Raw genomic sequence first — 18,305 nt, 5'->3', positions numbered from 1 at the left:
GGTCGGTCCGCGCAGGAGCTGATCGGCGGGAGCCGTCAGAAGGCCAGCGCCGACTGCAGCATGACCGCCGTGACCTGCTCCTCGGGCAGGTCCATGGTCTTGACCACGCCCCACTGGAGCGCCCCGAGCAGGGCCCAGCACCTGACCCTGGCCTCGGGCCCCGGGTTCTCGCCGGCGAGCTTGGCGAAGATCTCGTCCCTGAACGTGCCGACGACCGCGCGCTCGGAGCCGGCCGGCACGGGCTCGTCGGCCGCGAGGTCCTCCATGAACAGGCGGATCACCGCGCGGTGGCGCACCGCGAAGACGGCCAGGGCCTCGACGAACGCCTTGCGGTCGGGATGGTCGGCGTCGAGCAGGGTGATCATCTCGGCCGCGGCCGGGGAGAGCAGTTCGGAGGCCAGCCGGTCCTTGGGATGGAAGTGGTAGGCGACGGCGGTCTTGGTCAGCCCGACCGCGGCGGCGATGTCGGCCAGCGAGGTGCCCGCGTAGCCGCGCTCGGCGAACAGCTCGCGCGCGGCCGCCAGAATCCGGGAGCGGGTGTCGTCGGGTGTGGTCATCGTCTCATTTCCCACGGAATCCGGAATTTCCGGCGTCCTCCGTTTTATCGTAGTCCTGTACGACCGTACAGGACGGGCGTCGGGCAGGGGCGGGGCGATGACGCGGTTTCTTGGTCGGCTGGGTGGCTGGTGCGCGCGGCACGGGCGGATCGTCCTGGCCTTATGGGTGGTCCTGGCCGTCGGCCTGATGGGCGGCAGTCTCGCGCTCGGCCGTCCGGTCAGCAACGACGCCTCCATCCCGGGCACCGACGCGCAGCGCGCGCACGACCTGATGAAGGAGGGCTTCGGCCCCGGCTACGCCACCGGCGGAACCGTGCAGCTCCTCCTGTACTCCGCGGACGGCAAGCTCACCGACGCGCCGCGCAAGCAGGCCGTCGAGCGCTCGGTCGCCGCGATGCGCACGATGCCGCACGTGGTCCAGGTGGACACGCCCTTCCGCGTGGGCGGCATCGCCTCGAACCTGCAGATCGGCGTGATCACCGTCAAGATGCAGGGCAACGACCCCGACAAGGCCGGCGAGGCCACGCGGGCCCTGTCCGACGCCGCCGCCCCGGCCAGGGACGCCGGGCTGGAAGTGGTGCCCGCCGACGACTCCAACCCGGCGAGCAAGGAGATCAAGACCGGGCCGAGCGAGATCATCGGCGTGATCTGTGCGCTGCTCGTGCTGGTCTTCGCGTTCGGGACGCTGGTGGCCGCGATGGTGCCGATCTTCACCGCGCTGGTCAGCGTCGCGACCGGGCTCGGCGTGATCGGCCTGCTCGGGTACGTCGTGGACATGCCCAAGCAGGCCGGGATCATGTCCACGATGATCGGGCTCGGCGTCGGCATCGACTACGCGCTGTTCCTGCTGTCGCGCCACCGCAAGCTGCTGGCCGACGGGGTGCCGGTCGTGGAGTCCGTACGCCGGACGGTGGCCAGTTCGGGCGGGGCCGTCGTGTTCGCCGGCGGCACGGTGATCATCGCGTTGAGCGCGCTGATGCTGGCCGGGTTCCCGCTGCTGAGCACGCTCGGCTGGGTGACCGGCATCTCCGTCGTCTTCGCCGTGCTGACCTCGGTCACCCTCGTGCCCGCCCTGCTCGGGCTGCTCGGCCACCGCGTCAACGCGCTCAAGGTGCCGCTGATCCGCGGGCGTTCGTCCAACCGCGGCGGGGGCGCCGGCTGGGCCGGGCTCGGCGCGTGGGTGGCGCGCAGGCCGTGGCGGGTGCTCATCGGCAGCGTGCTCGTGCTCGCCGCGCTGGCCGCGCCCGCGCTCGCGCTGACACTGGGGCCGCTGGACGAGGGGTACGCGGCCAAGGACTCGGCCGGGCGGCGCGCGTACGAGCTGATGGCCACGGCCTTCGGGCCCGGCAGCAACGGCCCGCTCATCGTGGTCGCCGAACTGCCGGAGAAGGTCTCCGGCGCCGGGGACGTGACCGTGCGGCGGATCGCCGACGCGGTCGCCGACGTCGAGGGCGTCGCCCACGTGGCCGATCCGAAGCTGAACGCCTCCGGCCGCTCGGTCCTGCTCCAGACGATCAGCGACTACGCCCCGAGCGACCCGAGGGCGGCCGAGGTGGTCAGGCAGGTCAGGGCCGTCTCGATCCCGGGCGTCCAGGTGCACGTCGGCGGCAAGGTGGCCGGGATGACCGACGCGGGCGACCGCATGAACGAGCGCACCCCGCTGGTCATCGGCGTGGTCGTGCTGCTGAGCGCCCTGCTCCTGCTGTTCGCCTTCCGCGCGCCCGTCGTCGCGGTCAAGGCCGCGGTGATGAACCTGGTGTCCCTGGGCGCCGCGTTCGGCGCGCTCGCGCTGGTGTTCTCGATCGGACTCGGCAGCGGCCTGGTCGGCATGGACGCCCCCATGGACTCCTCCTACCTGGAGACCGTGTTCTTCTCGGTGCCGATCGAGAGCTACGTGCCGTTGATGCTGTTCGCGGTGCTGTTCGGCCTGTCGATGGACTACGAGGTGTTCCTGCTGACGGCGGTGCGGCAGGCCCACGCCCGGCACGGCGACAACAGCCGGGCGGTGGCCGAGGGGCTCGGCTCGACCGGCCGGGTCATCACCTCGGCCGCCCTGATCATGGTGGCGGTGTTCGTGGCGTTCATCGCCTACCCGGACGCGATGGTCAAGACGTTCGGCGTCGGGCTGGCCGTGGCCATCGCGGTGGACGCGACCGTCATCCGCGGCTTCCTCGTGCCGGCGACGATGGTGCTGCTCGGCCGGGCGAACTGGTGGTGCCCGCGCTGGCTGGACCGGCTGCTGCCGAACCTGTCGGTCGAGGGGCACGAGGAGGACGACCCGGCGTCGAGCGACGAGCGGGTGCAGGAGCCGGTGGGCGCCGGGCGCTGAGCCCGCGGGCGAGCGGTCGGAGCGGTCAGTCGGGGTCGTCGAGATGGCAGGCCGGCACCCATCCGACGACCCCGGTGGTGGAGTCGGTGCCGTGGTGCCACAGGGTGCTGTCGAACGCCTCGTCGCACCGGAACAGCTCGTGCTCCTCCGACCGGTCGGAGTCGAAGCCGTCGCCGGGACGGCCCACGCCGAGCTGGGTCGCGCCGTTCTTCGGCTCGCTCCAGATGACCACCTCGCGGCTGCGGAAGTCGTAGCGGTAGCGGGCCTCGGCGGGGCCGGCGCCGCCCACGGTCAGGACCGCGAGCAGGCCGGCCGCGACGGCTCCTCTGACGAGCATGCGGACCTCCCTCACTGTGGGCGATTACCCGCTCACAGTACGCGCTCGGGCGCGGGCCGGCCGGTGGCGGACCCGCGTGCCGTCCCCGCGGCTGGTCAGACCGGGTACTGGTCGTGGCGGTTCCAGAGCTCGACCCACTCCTCGGAGGTGAGCTCGCGGCCGGTGTGGGTGATGTCGGCCAGCTCCTCGAAGTACGCCTCGCGCGGCGCGCCCGGCGTGAAGAGCACCAGCATCGAGGCCGGCTCGCCCGAGGTGTTGCGGAAGGCGTGGATGCCGCCCTCGGGCACGTGCAGGAAGTCGCCGGGCAGGCCCTTCGCCCACGTGGCGCCGTTGTAGAGCTGGACGCTGCCGGTCAGCACGTAGAAGGACTCGGTGATGGTCCGGTGGAAGTGCGGGCTCGCGCCTCCGGGACGCGGGCCCATCTCCCAGCGGTACAGGCCGAAGGCGCCGTTGGTCGAGCCGCCCGTGCCCAGGTAGTGGACGCGGGTGCCGGTCGCCATCGACAGGTCGGGGCCGTTTTCCGCCGGGCGCAGGGTGCCGCTGATCTCGCCGGTCTCGGCCAGGTAGCGCTGTTCGGGGTACGACATGGGGGCTCCTCCGCTGTTCCGAAGGAACTGAGAATAGCGAGGGCTCAGAACGTGATGACGGTGCGGGCGACCGTCCCCTGGCGGACGTGGGCGACGGCCTCGTTGATCCGGTCGAGGGGCAGGCGTTCGGTGATCAGGCCGTCGAGGTCGAGCCGGCCGCGCAGGTACTGCCCGGCCAGCATGGGCAGGTCGCGGTGCGGCGCGGCGTCGCCGCCCTGGGTGCCCATGAGGCGGCGGGAGGAGAACAGCAGGCCGGTGTCCAGCTCCATCGCGTGGCCCCGCGGCGGGCTGCCGACCATGACGGTGGTCCCGCCCGGCTGGGTGGCGGCGAAGGCGTCGGCCAGCACGCCGGGGACGCCGGTCGCGTCGAAGGCGTAGTCGACGCCGCCGCGTACCAGCGCGCCCACCTGGTCCGGCAGGTCGCCGGGGGTGAGCAGGTGGGTGGCGCCGAAGCGCTCGGCCAGCTTGAGCTTCTGCTCGGCCACGTCCGCGGCGATGATCGTGGTGGCGCCGGCGAGCACCGCGCCCTGGACGACGTTGAGGCCCACGCCGCCGCAGCCGACGACCAGCACCGAGGCGCCCGGCGGCACCTGGGCCACGTTCAGGACCGCGCCCACGCCGGTGATCACGCCGCAGGCCAGCAGGCACATGGCGGCGAAGGGGGCGTCCTTGGCGATCTTGACGCACATGGCCTCGGTGACCACCGCGTACTCGGCGAACGAGCCGATGCCGATGAAGCGGCGGGTCTCCTGGCCGTCCAGGGTGACCCTGGGCGGGCCGCCCATGATGGTGGGCAGCCGCAGCGGGCCCGAGCACAGGTGGAAGCGGCCAGAGCCGCAGTGGCGGCAGCGCCCGCAGGGGCCGCTCATGGCGATGATGACGTGGTCGTCCGGCCGGACGGTGGTGACGCCCGCGCCGACGCTCTCCACCACGCCCGCGCTCTCGTGCCCCAGGATGAACGGCGGCGCGCTCACCACCGGGCTCTTGCCGTCGATCGCCTTGAGGTCGGAGCCGCACACGCCCGAGGCCTTGATCCGGACACGGACCTCGCCGGGGCCGGGGTCGTCGATCTCGACGTCGCGGATCTCCATCGGGGCGTGGAACCCGGTCAGCACGGCCGCGCGCATCAGCATGCGCCCACGCTAGCCCGGCGCGCGGGCTACGAGCAAGCGGTTGCTCGGGAGCCCGTTGACACCCCTCCCCGGCAAATCTACGCTCAGCGAAACCAAGCGAGCGCTAGGCCGAGTCGCGAGGGAGAACAACATGGTACGGCGGGGCGCGGCCGCGCTCACACTGACGCTGCTCGCCGCCGGTTGCGCGGCCCAGCAGACCGGTACGGCCCAGTCGGGCACGGGAGTGACGGACACCACCATCAAGATCGGCGGCGTGCTGACCAAGACCAGCGCGAGCGGCTACTCGACCAGGGACGCCGAGATCGGCGCCAAGGCCAGGTTCGCCCGCGCCAACGCCGAGGGCGGCGTGCACGGCCGGAAGATCGACTTCATCGGCGCCGAGGACGACGCCCAGGACGCGGCCAAGGGCGACGCGGCGGCCAAGAAACTCGTCCAGAAGGACCAGGTGTTCGCGCTGGTCCCGGTGCACGCCCCCAACTTCGGCGGCGCGGCCTTCCTCGAACAGCAGGGCGTCCCCTGGTTCGGCTGGGCCACCGGGCCGCAGTGGTGCGGCACCAGGACCGGGTTCGGCTACAACGGCTGCCTGGCCCCCAAGCAGGGGGCGGGCTCCCAGACGTGGTGGGGCAGGCAGATGGCCGACCTGCTCGGCGGCGCGGCGGGCAAGAGCGTCTACGTGCAGACCAGCGACTCCAGCGGCAGCAAGTACGGTGGCACGACCATCTCCCAGTCGTTCACCGCCGCCGGGTTCGAGCTGGTCGGCGTGAACTCCGGCCTGCCGGCCGCCGCCCCGCCCCCCGACTGGCTCCCGTACGTCAACAAGATCATGACCTCGGACGGCGGCAAGGCCCCCGACGTCGTCGTCTCGGTGATCGCGGGCACCAAGTTCAACGTCGGCCTCTACGCGGCGCTCAAGCGGGCCGGCTACAAGGGCGTGCTCACCGACGCCACCAGCTACGACGTGGCCATCCTCAAGGACCAGGCCGGCGCGCAGGCGCTCGAAGGCGTGATCGCCGCGCCCATGTTCGAGCCGTTCGAGTCGCCCGCGCCCGAGATCGCCCAGCTCAAGAAGGACGTCGAGCAGGTCGCCCCCGGCACCGCGCTCACCCAGCACCTGGCGATCGGCTACTGGGCCGCCGACATCTTCCTCGACGTCCTCAAGCGCACCGGCAAGGACCTGACCAGGGAGAAGTTCCTGGCCACCGCCAACGGCGACTACCTCTACGAGAACCCCGGGTTCGGCCGCATCCGCTACCCGAGGGACCACAGCGAGCCGAACGGCTGCGGCGCCCTGGTCAAGCTGGCGGGCGGGGCCTTCCAGGTGGCCAGAAGGATGGCCTGCTTCGACAACGTGCCGCTGAAATGATCCTCCAGTACGTGCTCAGCGGCCTGGTCACCGGGGCCGTCTTCGCGATCATGGGCTCCGGCCTGACCCTGTCGTACGCGGCGACCGGGGTGTTCAACTTCGCCCACGGCGCCGTCGGTTTCCTGGCCGCCCTGGTGTTCTACGAGCTCACCGCCGCCGCCGGGCTGCCCGCCTGGCTGTCGGCGCTGGTGGCGGCCGGGCTGTTCGCGCCTGCGCTCGGCTACCTGCTGCACCGGGCCATGTTCCGCGGGCTCGCCCAGGCGGGGGAGACCGCGCAGATCGTCGCCACCATCGGGCTCACGATCGCGCTGCCCGCGCTCGGCCTGCTGGTCGTGGACCTGGCCGGGCTGCCCGCCACGGACGCCACCTCGCTGCCGCGCGGCGTCGGCCCCCACCCCGCCCAGGGGTTCGACCCGCTCGGGGTGCGGCTGGACAGCGACCAGCTCATCACCTTCGCCCTCTCGGCGGTCGCGGCAGCCGGGTTGTGGGCGTTCATGCGGCACACGCCGTACGGGCTGCGCATGCGCGCCTCCGTGGACCGCCGCCGCCTGGCCACGCTGCGGGGCATCGACGTGGACGCCACCTCCGCGCTGGCCTGGATGCTCGGATCGGGGCTCGCCGGGCTGGCCGGGGTGCTGGCGGCGCCCGTGCTCGGGCTGGACGCGACGGCGTACACGGTGCTGCTGTTCGCCTCGGCGACGGCGGCGGTGTTCGGACGGCTGCGCTCGATCCCCTGGACGTTCGCGGCCGGGCTCGCGCTCGGGGTCGTGCAGAACCTGGTCGCCGGGTACACCGACTTCCTGGAGGAGGTCACCGGGCTGCGCACCGCCGTGCCGGTGCTCCTGCTGTTCGCCGGGCTGGTGCTGCTGAACCGGTCGCGGGAGCGGGTGGCGGGCAGCGCCGCCGAGGACGTCCCGCCGCCCGACCACCTGGCCGGGGTGCCGGCCTGGCGCAGGCGGCTGCCGTGGGCGGCGGGGCTGGCCGCGCTGGCCGCCTTCGCGCTGCTCGGGCCGCAGTACTACGTGGGCGTCGCGGCCCAGGGGCTGGTGCTCGCGCTGATCTTCTGCTCGTTCGTGGTGGTGACCGGGATCGGCGGCATGGTGAACCTGGCGCAGGCCGCCTTCGCGGCCATGGCGGCGCTGACCTGTGGGTGGGCGTTCGCCTCCGGGTGGCCGTTCGTCGTGGCGATCCTGTTGGGCGTGGTCGCGGCGGGGGCCGTCGGGCTGGTGGTGGCGCTGCCCGCGCTGCGGCTGGGCGGGCGGGTGCTGACGCTGGCCACGCTGGCCCTGGCGCTGCTGGCCGATCAGGTGCTGTTCCAGGTGGACGCCTTCAGCAACGGGACCATCGGCTGGGCGCTGCCCGCGCTCGGCCTCGGCGTCGCCGACACCTCCGACCCGCGGGTGCGGGTGGTCGTGCTGCTGGCGTTGATCGGGCTGGTGGCGCTGCTGGTGCGGAACCTGGAGCGGTCGGCGTCCGGGCGGGCCGTGCTGGCCGTACGGTCGGCGCCCGCGGCGGCCGTCACCTCCGGGCTGTCCGCGCCGCGCGCCAAGATCGTGCTGTTCGTGCTGGCGTCCGGGATCGCGGGGCTCGGCGGGGTGCTGTTCGCGATCTCCAAGGGGTCGATCACGGCCACCGACCTGCCGGCGTTCTCCGGGTTCGTGTGGCTGGCCGTGGTGGTGCTGCAGGGCGTGCGCAGGATCGGCGGGGCGGTGCTCGGCGGGCTCGTCGCGGTGGCCGTGCCCGAGCTGCTGGCGACCTGGGGCCTGTCCGCGCACGTGGGGTCGATCCTGTTCGGGGCGGGCGGCATGATCCTGGCCCGGCATCCGGATGGTGTGCTCACCCAGCTCGCCGAGGCCCGCGCCCGGCGCCGCCTGCCCGCCGTGGCTCCCGCGGTTCCCCACGTCGTGCCCCGCCGGGCGGAGGTCGCCGCCGGAGGCGGTCGGGCGTTGTTCGTGCTGGAGGACGTCGTGGCCGGTTACGCCGACTGCACCGTGCTGCGCGGGGTGAGGCTGGAGGTGCGGCCCGGCGAGGTGGTGGCGCTGCTCGGCGCGAACGGCGCGGGCAAGTCCACCACGTGCGCCGTCGCCGCCGGAGACCTGCCGGTGAGCGCCGGCCGCGTCCTGCTCGACGGAGTGGACGTCACCGCCTGGCCGGCGCACCGGCGGGCGCGGGCCGGCGTCCTGCTGGCCCCCGAAGGGCGGGGCGTCTTTCCGGGGCTCACCGTGGAGGAGAACCTGCGTACCTGGCTGGACGATCCCGGGCCGGTCTACGAGCGGCTGCCGCAGCTCGCGGCCCGCCGTACGGTGGCCGCGGGCGCGCTGTCGGGCGGCGAGCAGCAGCTCCTCACGCTGGCCCCGGCCCTGGTGCGCCCGCCGCGCGTGCTGATCGCCGACGAGCCGTCGCTCGGCCTCGCGCCGCTCGTGGTGCGGCAGGTGTTCGACGTCTTCGCCGAGCTGTGCGACCGGGGCGTGGCGCTGCTGCTGGTGGAGGAGAAGGCGACCGAGGCGCTGGCCGTCGCCGACCGGGTCGCGTTCATGCGGCTGGGCGGCGTCACCTGGACGGGCCCGCGCTCGGAGGTGGACGGCGACCGGCTGACCGCCGCCTACCTGGGGGTGAGGTGAATGCTCGCGGTGGAGGGCGTGTCCGTGGCCTTCGGCGGCGTCAGGGCGCTGGACGGCGTGTCGTTCGAGGCCGGGCCGGGCCAGGTCTGCGGCGTGATCGGGCCGAACGGCGCGGGCAAGACCACGCTGTTCGACGTGGTGTCCGGGCTGCGCAGGCCGGTCGCGGGCCGGGTCGCGCTGGACGGGCGCGACCTGACCGGGGTGTCGGCGCTCCGGCGGGCCAGGGCCGGCGTGCGCAGGACGTTCCAGCGCACGCAGGTGTTCGGCCGGCTCACCGTGGCCCAGAACGTGCTGGCCGCGCTCGACTGGCACGGCGGTGGCGGCGGGCTGGCCGCCGACCTGGCCGGGTGGCCGGGACGGCGGCGGATCGAGCGCGAGCGCGGCGCGCGCGTGGCCGAGGTGCTCGACCTGTGCGGGCTCACCCCGCTGCGCGACGCGTACGCCGCCGCGCTGCCGGTCGGGCAGCGCCGGATGGTCGAGCTGGCCCGCGCGCTCGCGGACCGTCCGAGGCTCCTGCTGCTCGACGAGCCCACCTCCGGTCTGGACGCCGCCCAGACCGCCCGGCTCGGCGAGGTCGTCAGGGCCCTGGACACGACGGTGCTGCTGGTCGAGCACGACATGGGCTTCGTGATGGAGAGCTGCGACCGGATCGTCGTGCTGGACCTGGGCAGGGTGATCGCGTCCGGGACGCCCGCGCAGGTGCGCGACGACCCGGTGGTGCGGGCCGCGTACCTAGGCTGAGTGGCGTTCGGTGAAGGTCAGGACGCGGCGCCAGGCGTCCTGGCAGACGTCCTCCCACTCCTTGAACGAGCGGTCGAAGAAGGAGTGGGGCGCGCCCTCGTAGACGTGGGTCTCGTGCTCGGTGCCCACCCGGTCCAGCGCCGCGGTGTACGCCTCGAACTCCTCCGGGCTCGACACCTTGTCCGCGCCGCCCCTGAGCAGCAGCAGCGGCGCGCCCGGCCCGGTCGTCGGCTCGTCGATGAAGCGCAGCGCGCCGTAGAAGCCGACGCTGCCGGCCAGGCCGTTGCCCTCCGCGCCCTGACGCCACGACAGCGCGCCGCCCATGCAGAAGCCGACCGTGAACACCGGGCCGTCGCCGGCCAGCTCGGCGGTCGCCGCCGCGGCGTCGGCCTGCACCTGGTCGAGCTTGAGCCGGTCGACGTGAGGCATGTGGTCGAAGTCGTCGCCGCGGTCGTCGGTCCCGGCGGTGCGGCCGAAGTAGTCGATCGCGATCGTGCGGAACCCGGCCTCGGCGAAGCGCACCGCGAGGTCGCGGTAGAACGGGTGCAGGCCGCGCACGTCCGGCATGATCACCACGCCGCGGCCGTTCGGCTCGGCCGGGTCGGCGCGGTAGGCCATGAAACGGGTGCCGTCGGCGGAGGTCAGGGTGATCTGCTCGTGCGCGGCGACCTCGCCCCGGATCGGCGGGGCGGGCGGTCGGCTGTCGGTGGAATGACACATGTTGCCCAGCATGCCCACGGTGATCGCTCGTCATCCACCTTCGTCCTCAGTACGGCGGCGCCGCCCGGAACGCCGCCAGCAGATGGGCACGTACCCGCGCCACGGCCGACCTGGCCAGCGCCCCCGACCGTACGGCCAGGTAGCCGGTGTTGATCGGCGGCTCAGGCGGCTCGGCCAGCGCGACCAGCGTGCCCTCGGCCAGGTCACGCCGGCACAGGTACGCGGGCAGGACCGAGACGCCCATGCCGGCCCGCACCGCGCTCAGCACGCCGCGCAGGTCGGGGATGACGACCTGCGCGGCCATCGACGGACGCCGCCCGAACACGGTCCGCCAGTAGCGGCGCACGATCGGCAGGTCCTCGGCGTAGGCCACCACCGGGACCCCGGCCAGCTCCTTGGGCCCGACCCGGCCGGGCGGCAGCGCCCCCACCAGGGACGGCGCCGCCACCAGGACGAACTCCTCGTCGTAGACCGGGTCGGCCTGGACGCCGCGCACCCGGGGCCGGATCGTGGACAGCACCAGGTCGAGCCGTCCGGCCGCGAGGTCGGCCAGCAGGTCGTCGGCCAGGCCGAGGGTGGTGCGCAGCCGCAGCCCGTCGCGTACGAGCGGGGCGAGCATCGGCATGACCTCCTCGCACAGGAACTCGGCCGGGCCGCCCAGGTGCACGGCCTCGTCCGAGGGCAGCTCCGAGCCGGCGACCTCGTCCAGGGCGTCGAGGGCGGGGGCGACCCTGCGGGCCAGCTCGTCGGCGGCGGGGGTGGGCGCGACGCCGCGCGGCAGGCGGTCGAACAGCGGCCGGTCGAGGGTCGCCTCCAGCGTCTTGACCTGGGCGGTCACCGCGGGCTGCGAGAGGCCGAGCGTCTGCGCGGCGGCCGTGATGGAGCCGGTCCTGTGCACGGCGAGGAAGGTCCGCAGCAGGTCCAGCGAGAGTGGCGACATATCACCATTCTGATGCCGGGACCGATATTTCACGATTTGTTACTAATGGGTCTCGCCGGGCATGCTCGACGGCATGAGCAAGCGCATCCTGATCGTGTTGACCAGCCATGACGACCTCGGCGGCGTGGAGCGTACCGGATACTACGTCCCCGAGGCGGCCCATCCCTGGCAGATCTTCACCAAGGCGGGCTTCGAGGTGGACGTCGCCAGCGTCGCCGGCGGCCGCCCGCCGCGCGACGGCCACGACCCGGACGACCCCACGCAGGCCGCCTTCCTCGCCACCGGCCTGGACGACGACACCGCCCGCCTCGCCGACGTGAACACCGCGGCCTACGACGCCGTCCTGTACGCCGGCGGCCACGGCACCATGTGGGACTTCCCCGACAACCCCGACGTCGCCCGCGTCGGCCGCGAGATCTACGAGCGCGGCGGCGTGGTCGCGGCGGTCTGCCACGGCCCGGCCGCGCTGGTCGGCCTGACCCTGTCCGACGGCTCCCACCTGGTGGACGGCCGCCGGGTGGCCGCCTTCACCAACAGCGAGGAGAGCGCGCGCGGCGTGGCGGACGTGGTGCCGTTCCTGCTGGCCGACGCGCTGACCGCGCGCGGCGCCCGGCACGAGCCCGCCGCGAACTGGCAGCCGCAGGTGGTCGCGGACGGCCGCCTGGTCACCGGCCAGAACCCGGCCAGCGCCGGGCCCCTGGCCGAGCGGGTCGTCGACCTGCTCGCCTGACCTCGCCGAGCGGCGGGCGCCGCGCGCGCAACGGCAACCGGATGGCGGTTGCCGCACCCCCGTGCGGGATCCGATCATCGAGGGGTACGGCAGGCCCCTCCGTGGAAGGAAGTCCTCATGGCGTTCCACCCCAACCTCGATCCGGAACTGCGTGCCGCCCTGGAGAGCACGCCGTTCCCGACCTTCGACGTGACCACCCTCACGGCGGAGGAACTGGCCGGGTACCGGGCCCAGATCAACGCGATGCTGGCCGCCATGCCGCCCGCCGAGAGCGAGGTGCTGGTCGAGGACCGCCACGTCCCCGGCCCCGACGGCGAACCGGACGTCCGGGTCCGCCTCTACCGTCCCGCCCAGGAGGGCACCGGCAGGCCGGGGCTCTACTGGATCCACGGCGGCGGCATGATCGTCGGCGTGCCCGAGGTCGACGAGGCCACGATGATCGATTACGTCGAGCGCCTCGGCGTCGTGGTGGTCTCCGTCGACTACCGCCTGGCGCCCGAGCACCCGCACCCCGCGCCGGTCGAGGACTGCTACGCGGGCCTGGTGTGGACCGCCAAGAACGCCGACGAGCTGGGCATCGACCCCGCCAGGCTGGCCGTCGGCGGGGCCAGCGCGGGTGGGGGGCTGGCCGCCGCGACCGTGCTGCTCGCCCGCGACCGGGGCGGCCCCGAGGTGGCCTTCCAGCTCCTGGTCTGCCCGATGCTCGACGACCGCAACACCACCCCGTCGAGCCGGGAGTTCACCGAGGCCGTGGTCTGGGACCGGGCCGCGAACCTCTACGGCTGGTCCGCCCTGCTCGGCGAGCGGACGGGCGGCCCGGACGTCCCGCCGTACGCGGCGCCGGCGCGGGCCGAGGACCTGTCGGGGCTGCCGCCCGCGTTCATCGACGTGGGCGAGCTGGAGGTGTTCAGGGACGAGGACATCGACTACGCCCAGCGGCTGGCGCGGGCCGGGGTGTCCACCGAGTTCCACCTCTATCCGGGGGCCTTCCACGGGTTCGACGCCATGGTGCCGGACACCGCGCTGAGCAGGCGGGCACGGGAGACCCGGTTGGCGGCGCTCAGGCGGGCCTACGGGTTGTAGCCCCCGGCTCAGGTGGTGGCGTTGGCGAGCGGGCGTCGCAGGGCCAGGGCGAGGTGGGCGCCCTCGCGTTCCATAGACCCTGCGCGACGCCCACCCCAGGCGCACGGACGGCGGCCTGGCCAGCAGACCAAGCGTGCGCTAGGTTGGTTTCGTGGATCTCGACTTCTCCCCGGCCGAGCTGGACTTCCGCGCCGAGGTTCGCGACTGGCTGGCCGCCCACGCGCCGCGGCGGCTCCCGCCGATGGACACCCCCGAGGGCTTCGAGGCGCACCGCGCCTGGGAGGCGCTGCTGGCCGGTGAGCGGCTGTCGGTCGTCTCCTGGCCCCGCGAGCACGGCGGCCGCGGCGCGTCCCTGATCGAATGGCTGATCTTCGAGGAGGAGTACTGGGCCGTCGGCGCCCCCGCCAGGGTCAGCCAGAACGGCATCTTCCTCCTGGCCCCCAGCCTCATGCGGTTCGGCACCCCCGAGCAGCGGCGGCGCTGGCTGCCCCGGATGGCGACGGCCGAGGACGTGTGGGCGCAGGCCTGGTCCGAGCCCGAGGCCGGCAGCGACCTCGCCGCGCTCACCGCCCGCGCCGAACGCGCCGACGGCGGCTGGCGCCTGTACGGCCACAAGACCTGGAGCTCCCGGGCCGCCCACGCCTCCCACGGCTTCGGCCTCTTCCGCACCTCCGGCGCCCGGCACAAGGGCCTGACGTATTTCCTCTTCCCCCTGGACGAGGTCGCCGTCCGGCCGATCGCGCAGCTCGACGGCCTGCCCGGGTTCGCCGAGCTGCACTTCGACGGGGTGTTCGCAGCCGACTCCATGGTGCTCGGCGAGCCCGGCGACGGCTGGCGGATCGCGATGTCCACCACCTCCTCCGAACGCGGCCTGACCCTGCGCAGCCCCGGCCGCTTCCTCGCCACCGCCGACCGCCTCGTCGAGCTGGCCGCGGACGCCGGCCCCGTCCTCGCCGACCAGGCCGCGCGCTGCTGGACGGCGGCCGAGGCGTACCGGCTGCACACCTTCGCCACCGCCCGCCGGATCATGGCCGGGGCCGAGATCGGGGCGGCGGCCAGCATGGGCAAGGTCTTCTGGTCGGAGCTGGACCTGCGCATGCACGAACTGGCCCTGGAACTGCTCGGCGACCGCGCCGGCGGGACACCCTGGCTGGACGGCTTCCTGTTCTCGCTGGCCGGGCCGATCTACGCGGGCACCAACGAGATCCAGCGCAACATCATCGCCGAGCGTGTCCTGGGCCTGCCCCGATGACCCCTCTGGAGTCGCCCTCATGCACTTCGCCTTCACCGACGAGCAACTCGCCCTGGGGGCGACCGTGCGCGACGTGTTGCGGGCGCACTGCCCGCCCGGCGCGCTGCGGACCGAACGCCGTCCGGCCTGGGACCGGCTCGCCGAGCTGGGGTTCTTCGGGCTGCTCCTGCCGCCGGAGCTCGACGGGCTCGGGCTCGGGCTGACCGACGTGCTGCCCGCCGTCGAGGAGACCGGGCGGGCGTGCCTGCCGGGGCCGGTGGTGGAGACGGCGGTGGCGGCGGCGTTCCTGGTGCCGCACGTGCCCAAGCTCGCCTCGGGCGGGGTGTGCGTGGGGGTGGCGCTGCCGGGGGAGGCGTACATGGCGGACGCCGATCTCGCCGACGTGCTGGTCGTGGCGCGTACGGGAGGTGGGGTCCGGGTTACGGCGGGGCACGAGGCGCGGCTCACGGCGGTGCCGGGCGTGGACCCGTGCCGGCCGGTGTTCGCCGTCGCCTTCGAGTCGCCGGACCGTCCCGATCCCGGCTGGTCCTGGGGACGGGGCGGGGGCGGCGCGGATCGGGTGGCGCTCGCGGTGCGGGCCGTCACGGTCGCGACCGCCGCCCAGCTCGTCGGGGTCGCGCGGGAGCTGCTCGCGGTCTCGGTGTCGTACGCGGGGGTCAGGAGGCAGTTCGGCGCGGCGATCGGGTCCTTCCAGGCCGTCCGGCACAAGCTCGCCGACGTGGCGGTGGCCGTCGAGTTCGCCGCGCCGCTGGTGCACCGCGCGGCGCTGTCCGTGGACCGGGACGCGCCCACGGCCGAGCGGGACGTGAGCGCCGCCAAGGCCGCGGCCGGCGAGGCGGCGACCCTGGCCGCCCGGGTCGCCCTGCAGACCCACGGGGCGATCGGCTACACCGAGGAGCTGGACCTGCGGTTCTGGCTCGCACGGGCCTGGTCCCTGGCGGCCGCGCACGGCACCGCGGCCGCCCACCGCGAACGCGTCCGCGCGGCCCTGCACACCCGCGACCTGCGGAGGTATCCGTGAAGCACGGCGTCCCGCCCGGCGGCGGTCTGCGGAGGTGCGTGTGAAGTACGGCGTACCGCTGGGGTTGCTGCATCCGGACGCCTGGAAGGACGTGGCCGTGGCCGCCGACGAGCTGGGGTTCGAGTCGGTGTGGCTGCCCGAGCACCTGGTGTTCGCCACCGACCTGTCGCTCGCCGTCTATCCGGGCACCGAGGACCCCGGCATCAAGCCGACGACCCCGCTGTTCGACGCCCCGGCCTACCTGTGCTGGCTGGCCGGGCTCACCACCCGCGTCCGGCTCGGCACCGCCGTGCACCTGCTGGCCCTGCGCCACCCGTTCGTGTCGGCCCGCGCGTTCGCCACCCTGGACGTGGTGTCGGGCGGACGGGCCGTCTGCGGCGTGGGCGCGGGCTGGTACCGAGGCGAGTGGACGGCGGCCGAACTGCCCTTCGAGACCCGCGGCGCCCGCCTGGACGAGGCCATAGAGGTCGTCCGGCGGCTCTGGACCGAGCCCGTGGTCGCCCATTCCGGACGGTTCTACCGGTTTCCCGAGGTCGCCTTCGAGCCCAAGCCCGTCCAGGGGCGGCTGCCGGTGCTGGCCGGTGGGGAGTCGGCGGCGGCGCTGCGCCGGGCGTCCCGGCTGTGCGACGGGTGGATCAGCATGCCGCACACCATCGAGTCGATCAGGCCGCAGGTCGCGCGGCTGGGGGCGGGGGTGCCGGTCACGGCGCACGCGTACGCCCTGGGCTCCCCGGGGGAGGTGGCGTCCTGGGCGGAGCTGGGGGTGGAACGGCTGATCGTCCGCCCGTGGACGCGCAGCCGCGACGCGGTCACCCGCCTGGCCGCCTTCGCCGCCGAGTACGGGGTCACCTGAGGGCGTGGGGCCGGCCGTCTCAGGCGGGTTGCCGTTCCCAGTCGGGGGTGCTGACGAGCTCGCGGGTGGGGGTGCGGTGGCGGCGGCCGCGCAAGGGGGCGTCCTGGACGAACGTCTCGACGGTGCTCGTTCCGCCGCCGGTCGGCTGGAACGGGCTCCACACGCTCTGCGGGGCCATGGGGCCCACGGTGGCTGCGGCGGACGCGGCGGACGCGGCTGACGCGGTGCGCCGGTGGCGGCGGCCGCGCGGGGTGGCGTCGGCGGTGAAGGGGGCGAACTCGTCCGCGAAGGCGGCGGGCCCGGGGGCGTACGCGACGGGTTCGCTGCGACGGCGACGGCCCCGGTACGTCGCGCCGATCCCGGACGCCTCCGCGGCGTGCGACGTCGTCCTCGTCCGGGCGGCGACCTCCGCCCCCGGGCGGGGGCTGGGGGAGAAGGCGCTGAACGTGCTCGTCGCCGGAGGGAGCGAGATCGCGACCATCGGGCCGGTGTCGAACGTGGGCGCGAAGGGCGCGGTGTCGGGGGCGGGCCGGAACGAGGCGCTGTCGAGCCGCCGCGGCGGCGCCGTCCGGTCGGTGAACGCCTCGAAGGCATCCCCGTCACCCTCGAACCCGCCGCTCGCGGGGCTGCGCTCGGGAACAGGAGCGGAAAGCTCGAACCACGCCGCCAGGGCGGGCTCGGGAGAGCCGACAAGGTGCTCGGAGCGGGCCGTCCGGATGGGCTCGGGACGGCCGGTCGGGTGCTCGAAGTGGCTCGTCCGGGTGGGGGCGGGGGAGACGGGGGGCGGGGTGGAGGCGAGGGGGGAGCGGTGTGGGGTGGGGTGGGTGGGTTCGTGGCGCGGGTCCGACGGCCTGCGGCGACGCCGGTGGCGGGAGGGGGCGGCGTGGGAGCCGCGCCTGGAGCGCGTCCCCGGAGCGGGCACGGTGACGCCCGTCGTGCCGCTGTCCGGCGAAGCGGCGCCCAGCAGCGCGGCGACCTCCGCCGTGGGGCTCAGGGCGACGCCTTCCGCCGGTGAGAGGTTCAGAGGGGCGATCGCCGTGGCGGCGCCGCGCATCCGGGCGGTCTTCGCGGACGCGGTGGCCGGGCGAAGGCGCTGCTGACGGGTCTTCGCCAGGGCCAGGAGGGCCAGGGCGGCGATCAGGGCGGAGCCGACCAGCGTCGGGGAGGCGATCGTGGACAGCGAGCCCGGCGAGGAGGCGTCCACCAGCGTGGGGAGGGGCTCGGCGGTGGCGGCCGTGGTGTCGGCGGTCGTCGCCTTGGCGTGCTTGGACTTCTGGGCCGACCTCCCCGCCGCCGTCGTCGGCGCGGGCGCCGCCGCCGTCGCGGGCGAGGCGGACGGTGACGGCACGGCCGGGGACGCGGCAGGCGAGGACGCCGTCGTCTTCGCAGTCTTGTCGGCCTTGCCCTTCGGCCGCGCGGCGAGCGGGACCTCGCCCGTGCGCTCCTGCTCGACGTGCGGGATCAGGGAGCTGAGCGCGTCGCCGGGAAGCTGGAGCGTTCCCACGTCGCCGGGCCTGGCGGACTGCGCCGCCTGCTCGTCGGCCCGCTTCTGGGCCGCCTCCTCGTCCAGGCGCGCCTTGATGCGCTCGGGGTAGCCGTAGCCGACGACCTTGCTGGTGTCGCGTTCCTTGCGCTTGGCGACGCCGCCGTCGATGTTGCCCTCGATGGTGAAGATCGTGTCGCCCTCGACCCGCGTGACGATGCCGACGTGGTCGATGTTGTCGATCTTGCCGGTCCCGCTCCAGTCGTAGAAGACGAACGCGCCGGGCTTCGGCGTCTTCCCCCACGCGCCCTGCGCCTTGAACCATTCGGCGTGCCGTACGGTCCAGGCGAACTGCCCGATCCACTCCTGGAAGCCGAGCTTGTGCGCGGCCCAGGAGAGGTACATGTCACACCAGGGGGCGGCGGAGTAGTCGGCGTCGAACTCGACGGTCTTGCCGTACCAGTCGCCGAACTTGGTGTACGCGCCGGCCTTCTCGGAGTAGCCGAGCTGGCTTTCGAGCAGGTCGATGTACTTCTGCATCTCGGGCGTCATGGA

General features: G+C 74.1%; 16 protein-coding genes. 9 read left to right on the top strand and 7 right to left on the bottom strand.

Annotated elements, in window-relative coordinates; genetic code table 11:
* Positions 1-35: 35 nt before the first annotated feature.
* Positions 36-557, bottom strand: a complete 522-nt coding sequence (locus tag ABZ815_RS06380; protein ID WP_357694596.1) for a TetR family transcriptional regulator — start codon at positions 555-557, stop codon at positions 36-38.
* A gap of 97 nt (positions 558-654) precedes the next feature.
* On the opposite strand from ABZ815_RS06380, the gene ABZ815_RS06375 reads away from it, so the two are divergent.
* Positions 655-2,886, top strand: a complete 2,232-nt coding sequence (locus ABZ815_RS06375; protein ID WP_357694594.1) for an MMPL family transporter — start codon at positions 655-657, stop codon at positions 2,884-2,886.
* A 25-nt stretch (positions 2,887-2,911) separates the two neighbouring features.
* Here ABZ815_RS06375 and ABZ815_RS06370 read toward each other — a convergent pair whose 3' ends face one another.
* From ABZ815_RS06370 to ABZ815_RS06360, 3 genes are all read right to left on the bottom strand, one after another.
* Entirely contained in the window at positions 2,912-3,223 is a 312-nt protein-coding gene (locus tag ABZ815_RS06370) for a hypothetical protein (protein ID WP_357694592.1), read from the bottom strand.
* Positions 3,224-3,318: 95 nt separating this feature from the next.
* The gene (locus tag ABZ815_RS06365) at positions 3,319-3,810 is read right to left on the bottom strand and encodes a cupin domain-containing protein (RefSeq protein WP_357694590.1); all 492 of its coding nucleotides are present in this window, start codon (positions 3,808-3,810) and stop codon (positions 3,319-3,321) included.
* A 44-nt stretch (positions 3,811-3,854) separates the two neighbouring features.
* Entirely contained in the window at positions 3,855-4,943 is a 1,089-nt protein-coding gene (locus ABZ815_RS06360) for an alcohol dehydrogenase catalytic domain-containing protein (protein WP_357694588.1), read from the bottom strand.
* A 130-nt stretch (positions 4,944-5,073) separates the two neighbouring features.
* Here ABZ815_RS06360 and ABZ815_RS06355 point away from each other — a divergent pair, with 130 nt between their 5' ends.
* From ABZ815_RS06355 to ABZ815_RS06345, 3 genes are read left to right on the top strand one after another with little or no spacing between them, the layout of a single operon-like run.
* Positions 5,074-6,306: an ABC transporter substrate-binding protein gene (locus ABZ815_RS06355; protein ID WP_357694586.1), complete on the top strand. Its 1,233-nt coding sequence runs from the start codon at positions 5,074-5,076 to the stop codon at positions 6,304-6,306.
* Complete coding sequence (locus ABZ815_RS06350) at positions 6,303-8,927, top strand: ATP-binding cassette domain-containing protein (RefSeq protein ID WP_357694584.1); 2,625 nt, start codon at positions 6,303-6,305, stop codon at positions 8,925-8,927. The genes ABZ815_RS06355 and ABZ815_RS06350 overlap by 4 nt, the downstream gene beginning before the upstream one ends.
* Positions 8,928-9,668 carry an ABC transporter ATP-binding protein gene (locus ABZ815_RS06345; RefSeq protein WP_357694582.1) on the top strand — a complete coding sequence of 247 codons (741 nt, stop codon included), beginning with the start codon at positions 8,928-8,930 and terminating at the stop codon, positions 9,666-9,668.
* On the opposite strand, the gene ABZ815_RS06340 is transcribed toward ABZ815_RS06345, so the two are convergent.
* Both ABZ815_RS06340 and ABZ815_RS06335 read right to left on the bottom strand, forming a co-directional pair.
* On the bottom strand, positions 9,660-10,388 hold the full coding sequence (locus ABZ815_RS06340; protein ID WP_357694580.1) for a dienelactone hydrolase family protein: 729 nt from the start codon (positions 10,386-10,388) through the stop codon (positions 9,660-9,662). The genes ABZ815_RS06345 and ABZ815_RS06340 overlap by 9 nt on opposite strands.
* A 46-nt stretch (positions 10,389-10,434) precedes the next feature.
* Complete coding sequence (locus tag ABZ815_RS06335) at positions 10,435-11,328, bottom strand: LysR family transcriptional regulator (RefSeq protein ID WP_357694578.1); 894 nt, start codon at positions 11,326-11,328, stop codon at positions 10,435-10,437.
* 73 nt (positions 11,329-11,401) lie between these two features.
* On the opposite strand from ABZ815_RS06335, the gene ABZ815_RS06330 reads away from it, so the two are divergent.
* From ABZ815_RS06330 to ABZ815_RS06310, 5 genes are all read left to right on the top strand, one after another.
* Positions 11,402-12,058 (top strand): type 1 glutamine amidotransferase domain-containing protein, encoded by a 657-nt coding sequence (locus ABZ815_RS06330; RefSeq protein WP_357694576.1) that lies wholly within the window; start codon positions 11,402-11,404, stop codon positions 12,056-12,058.
* Positions 12,059-12,175: 117 nt separating this feature from the next.
* Entirely contained in the window at positions 12,176-13,141 is a 966-nt protein-coding gene (locus ABZ815_RS06325; RefSeq protein WP_357694574.1) for an alpha/beta hydrolase, read from the top strand.
* A 151-nt stretch (positions 13,142-13,292) separates the two neighbouring features.
* Entirely contained in the window at positions 13,293-14,393 is a 1,101-nt protein-coding gene (locus ABZ815_RS06320; protein WP_357694572.1) for an acyl-CoA dehydrogenase family protein, read from the top strand.
* Between the two features lie 19 nt (positions 14,394-14,412).
* A complete protein-coding gene (locus ABZ815_RS06315) occupies positions 14,413-15,414 on the top strand; it encodes an acyl-CoA dehydrogenase family protein (protein ID WP_357694570.1) in 1,002 nt (333 codons plus the stop codon).
* A 40-nt stretch (positions 15,415-15,454) separates the two neighbouring features.
* Positions 15,455-16,267, top strand: a complete 813-nt coding sequence (locus ABZ815_RS06310) for a TIGR03619 family F420-dependent LLM class oxidoreductase (RefSeq protein WP_357694568.1) — start codon at positions 15,455-15,457, stop codon at positions 16,265-16,267.
* A gap of 19 nt (positions 16,268-16,286) precedes the next feature.
* Here the strand turns inward: ABZ815_RS06310 and ABZ815_RS06305 are convergent, their stop codons facing one another.
* Complete coding sequence (locus ABZ815_RS06305; RefSeq protein ID WP_357694566.1) at positions 16,287-18,302, bottom strand: CHAP domain-containing protein; 2,016 nt, start codon at positions 18,300-18,302, stop codon at positions 16,287-16,289.
* Positions 18,303-18,305 lie beyond the last annotated feature (3 nt).

It is taken from the genome of Nonomuraea sp. NPDC047529 (assembly GCF_040642995.1).
Classification (GTDB): Bacteria; Actinomycetota; Actinomycetes; order Streptosporangiales; family Streptosporangiaceae; genus Nonomuraea.
This window is presented reverse-complemented; position numbering and strand designations above follow the sequence as displayed.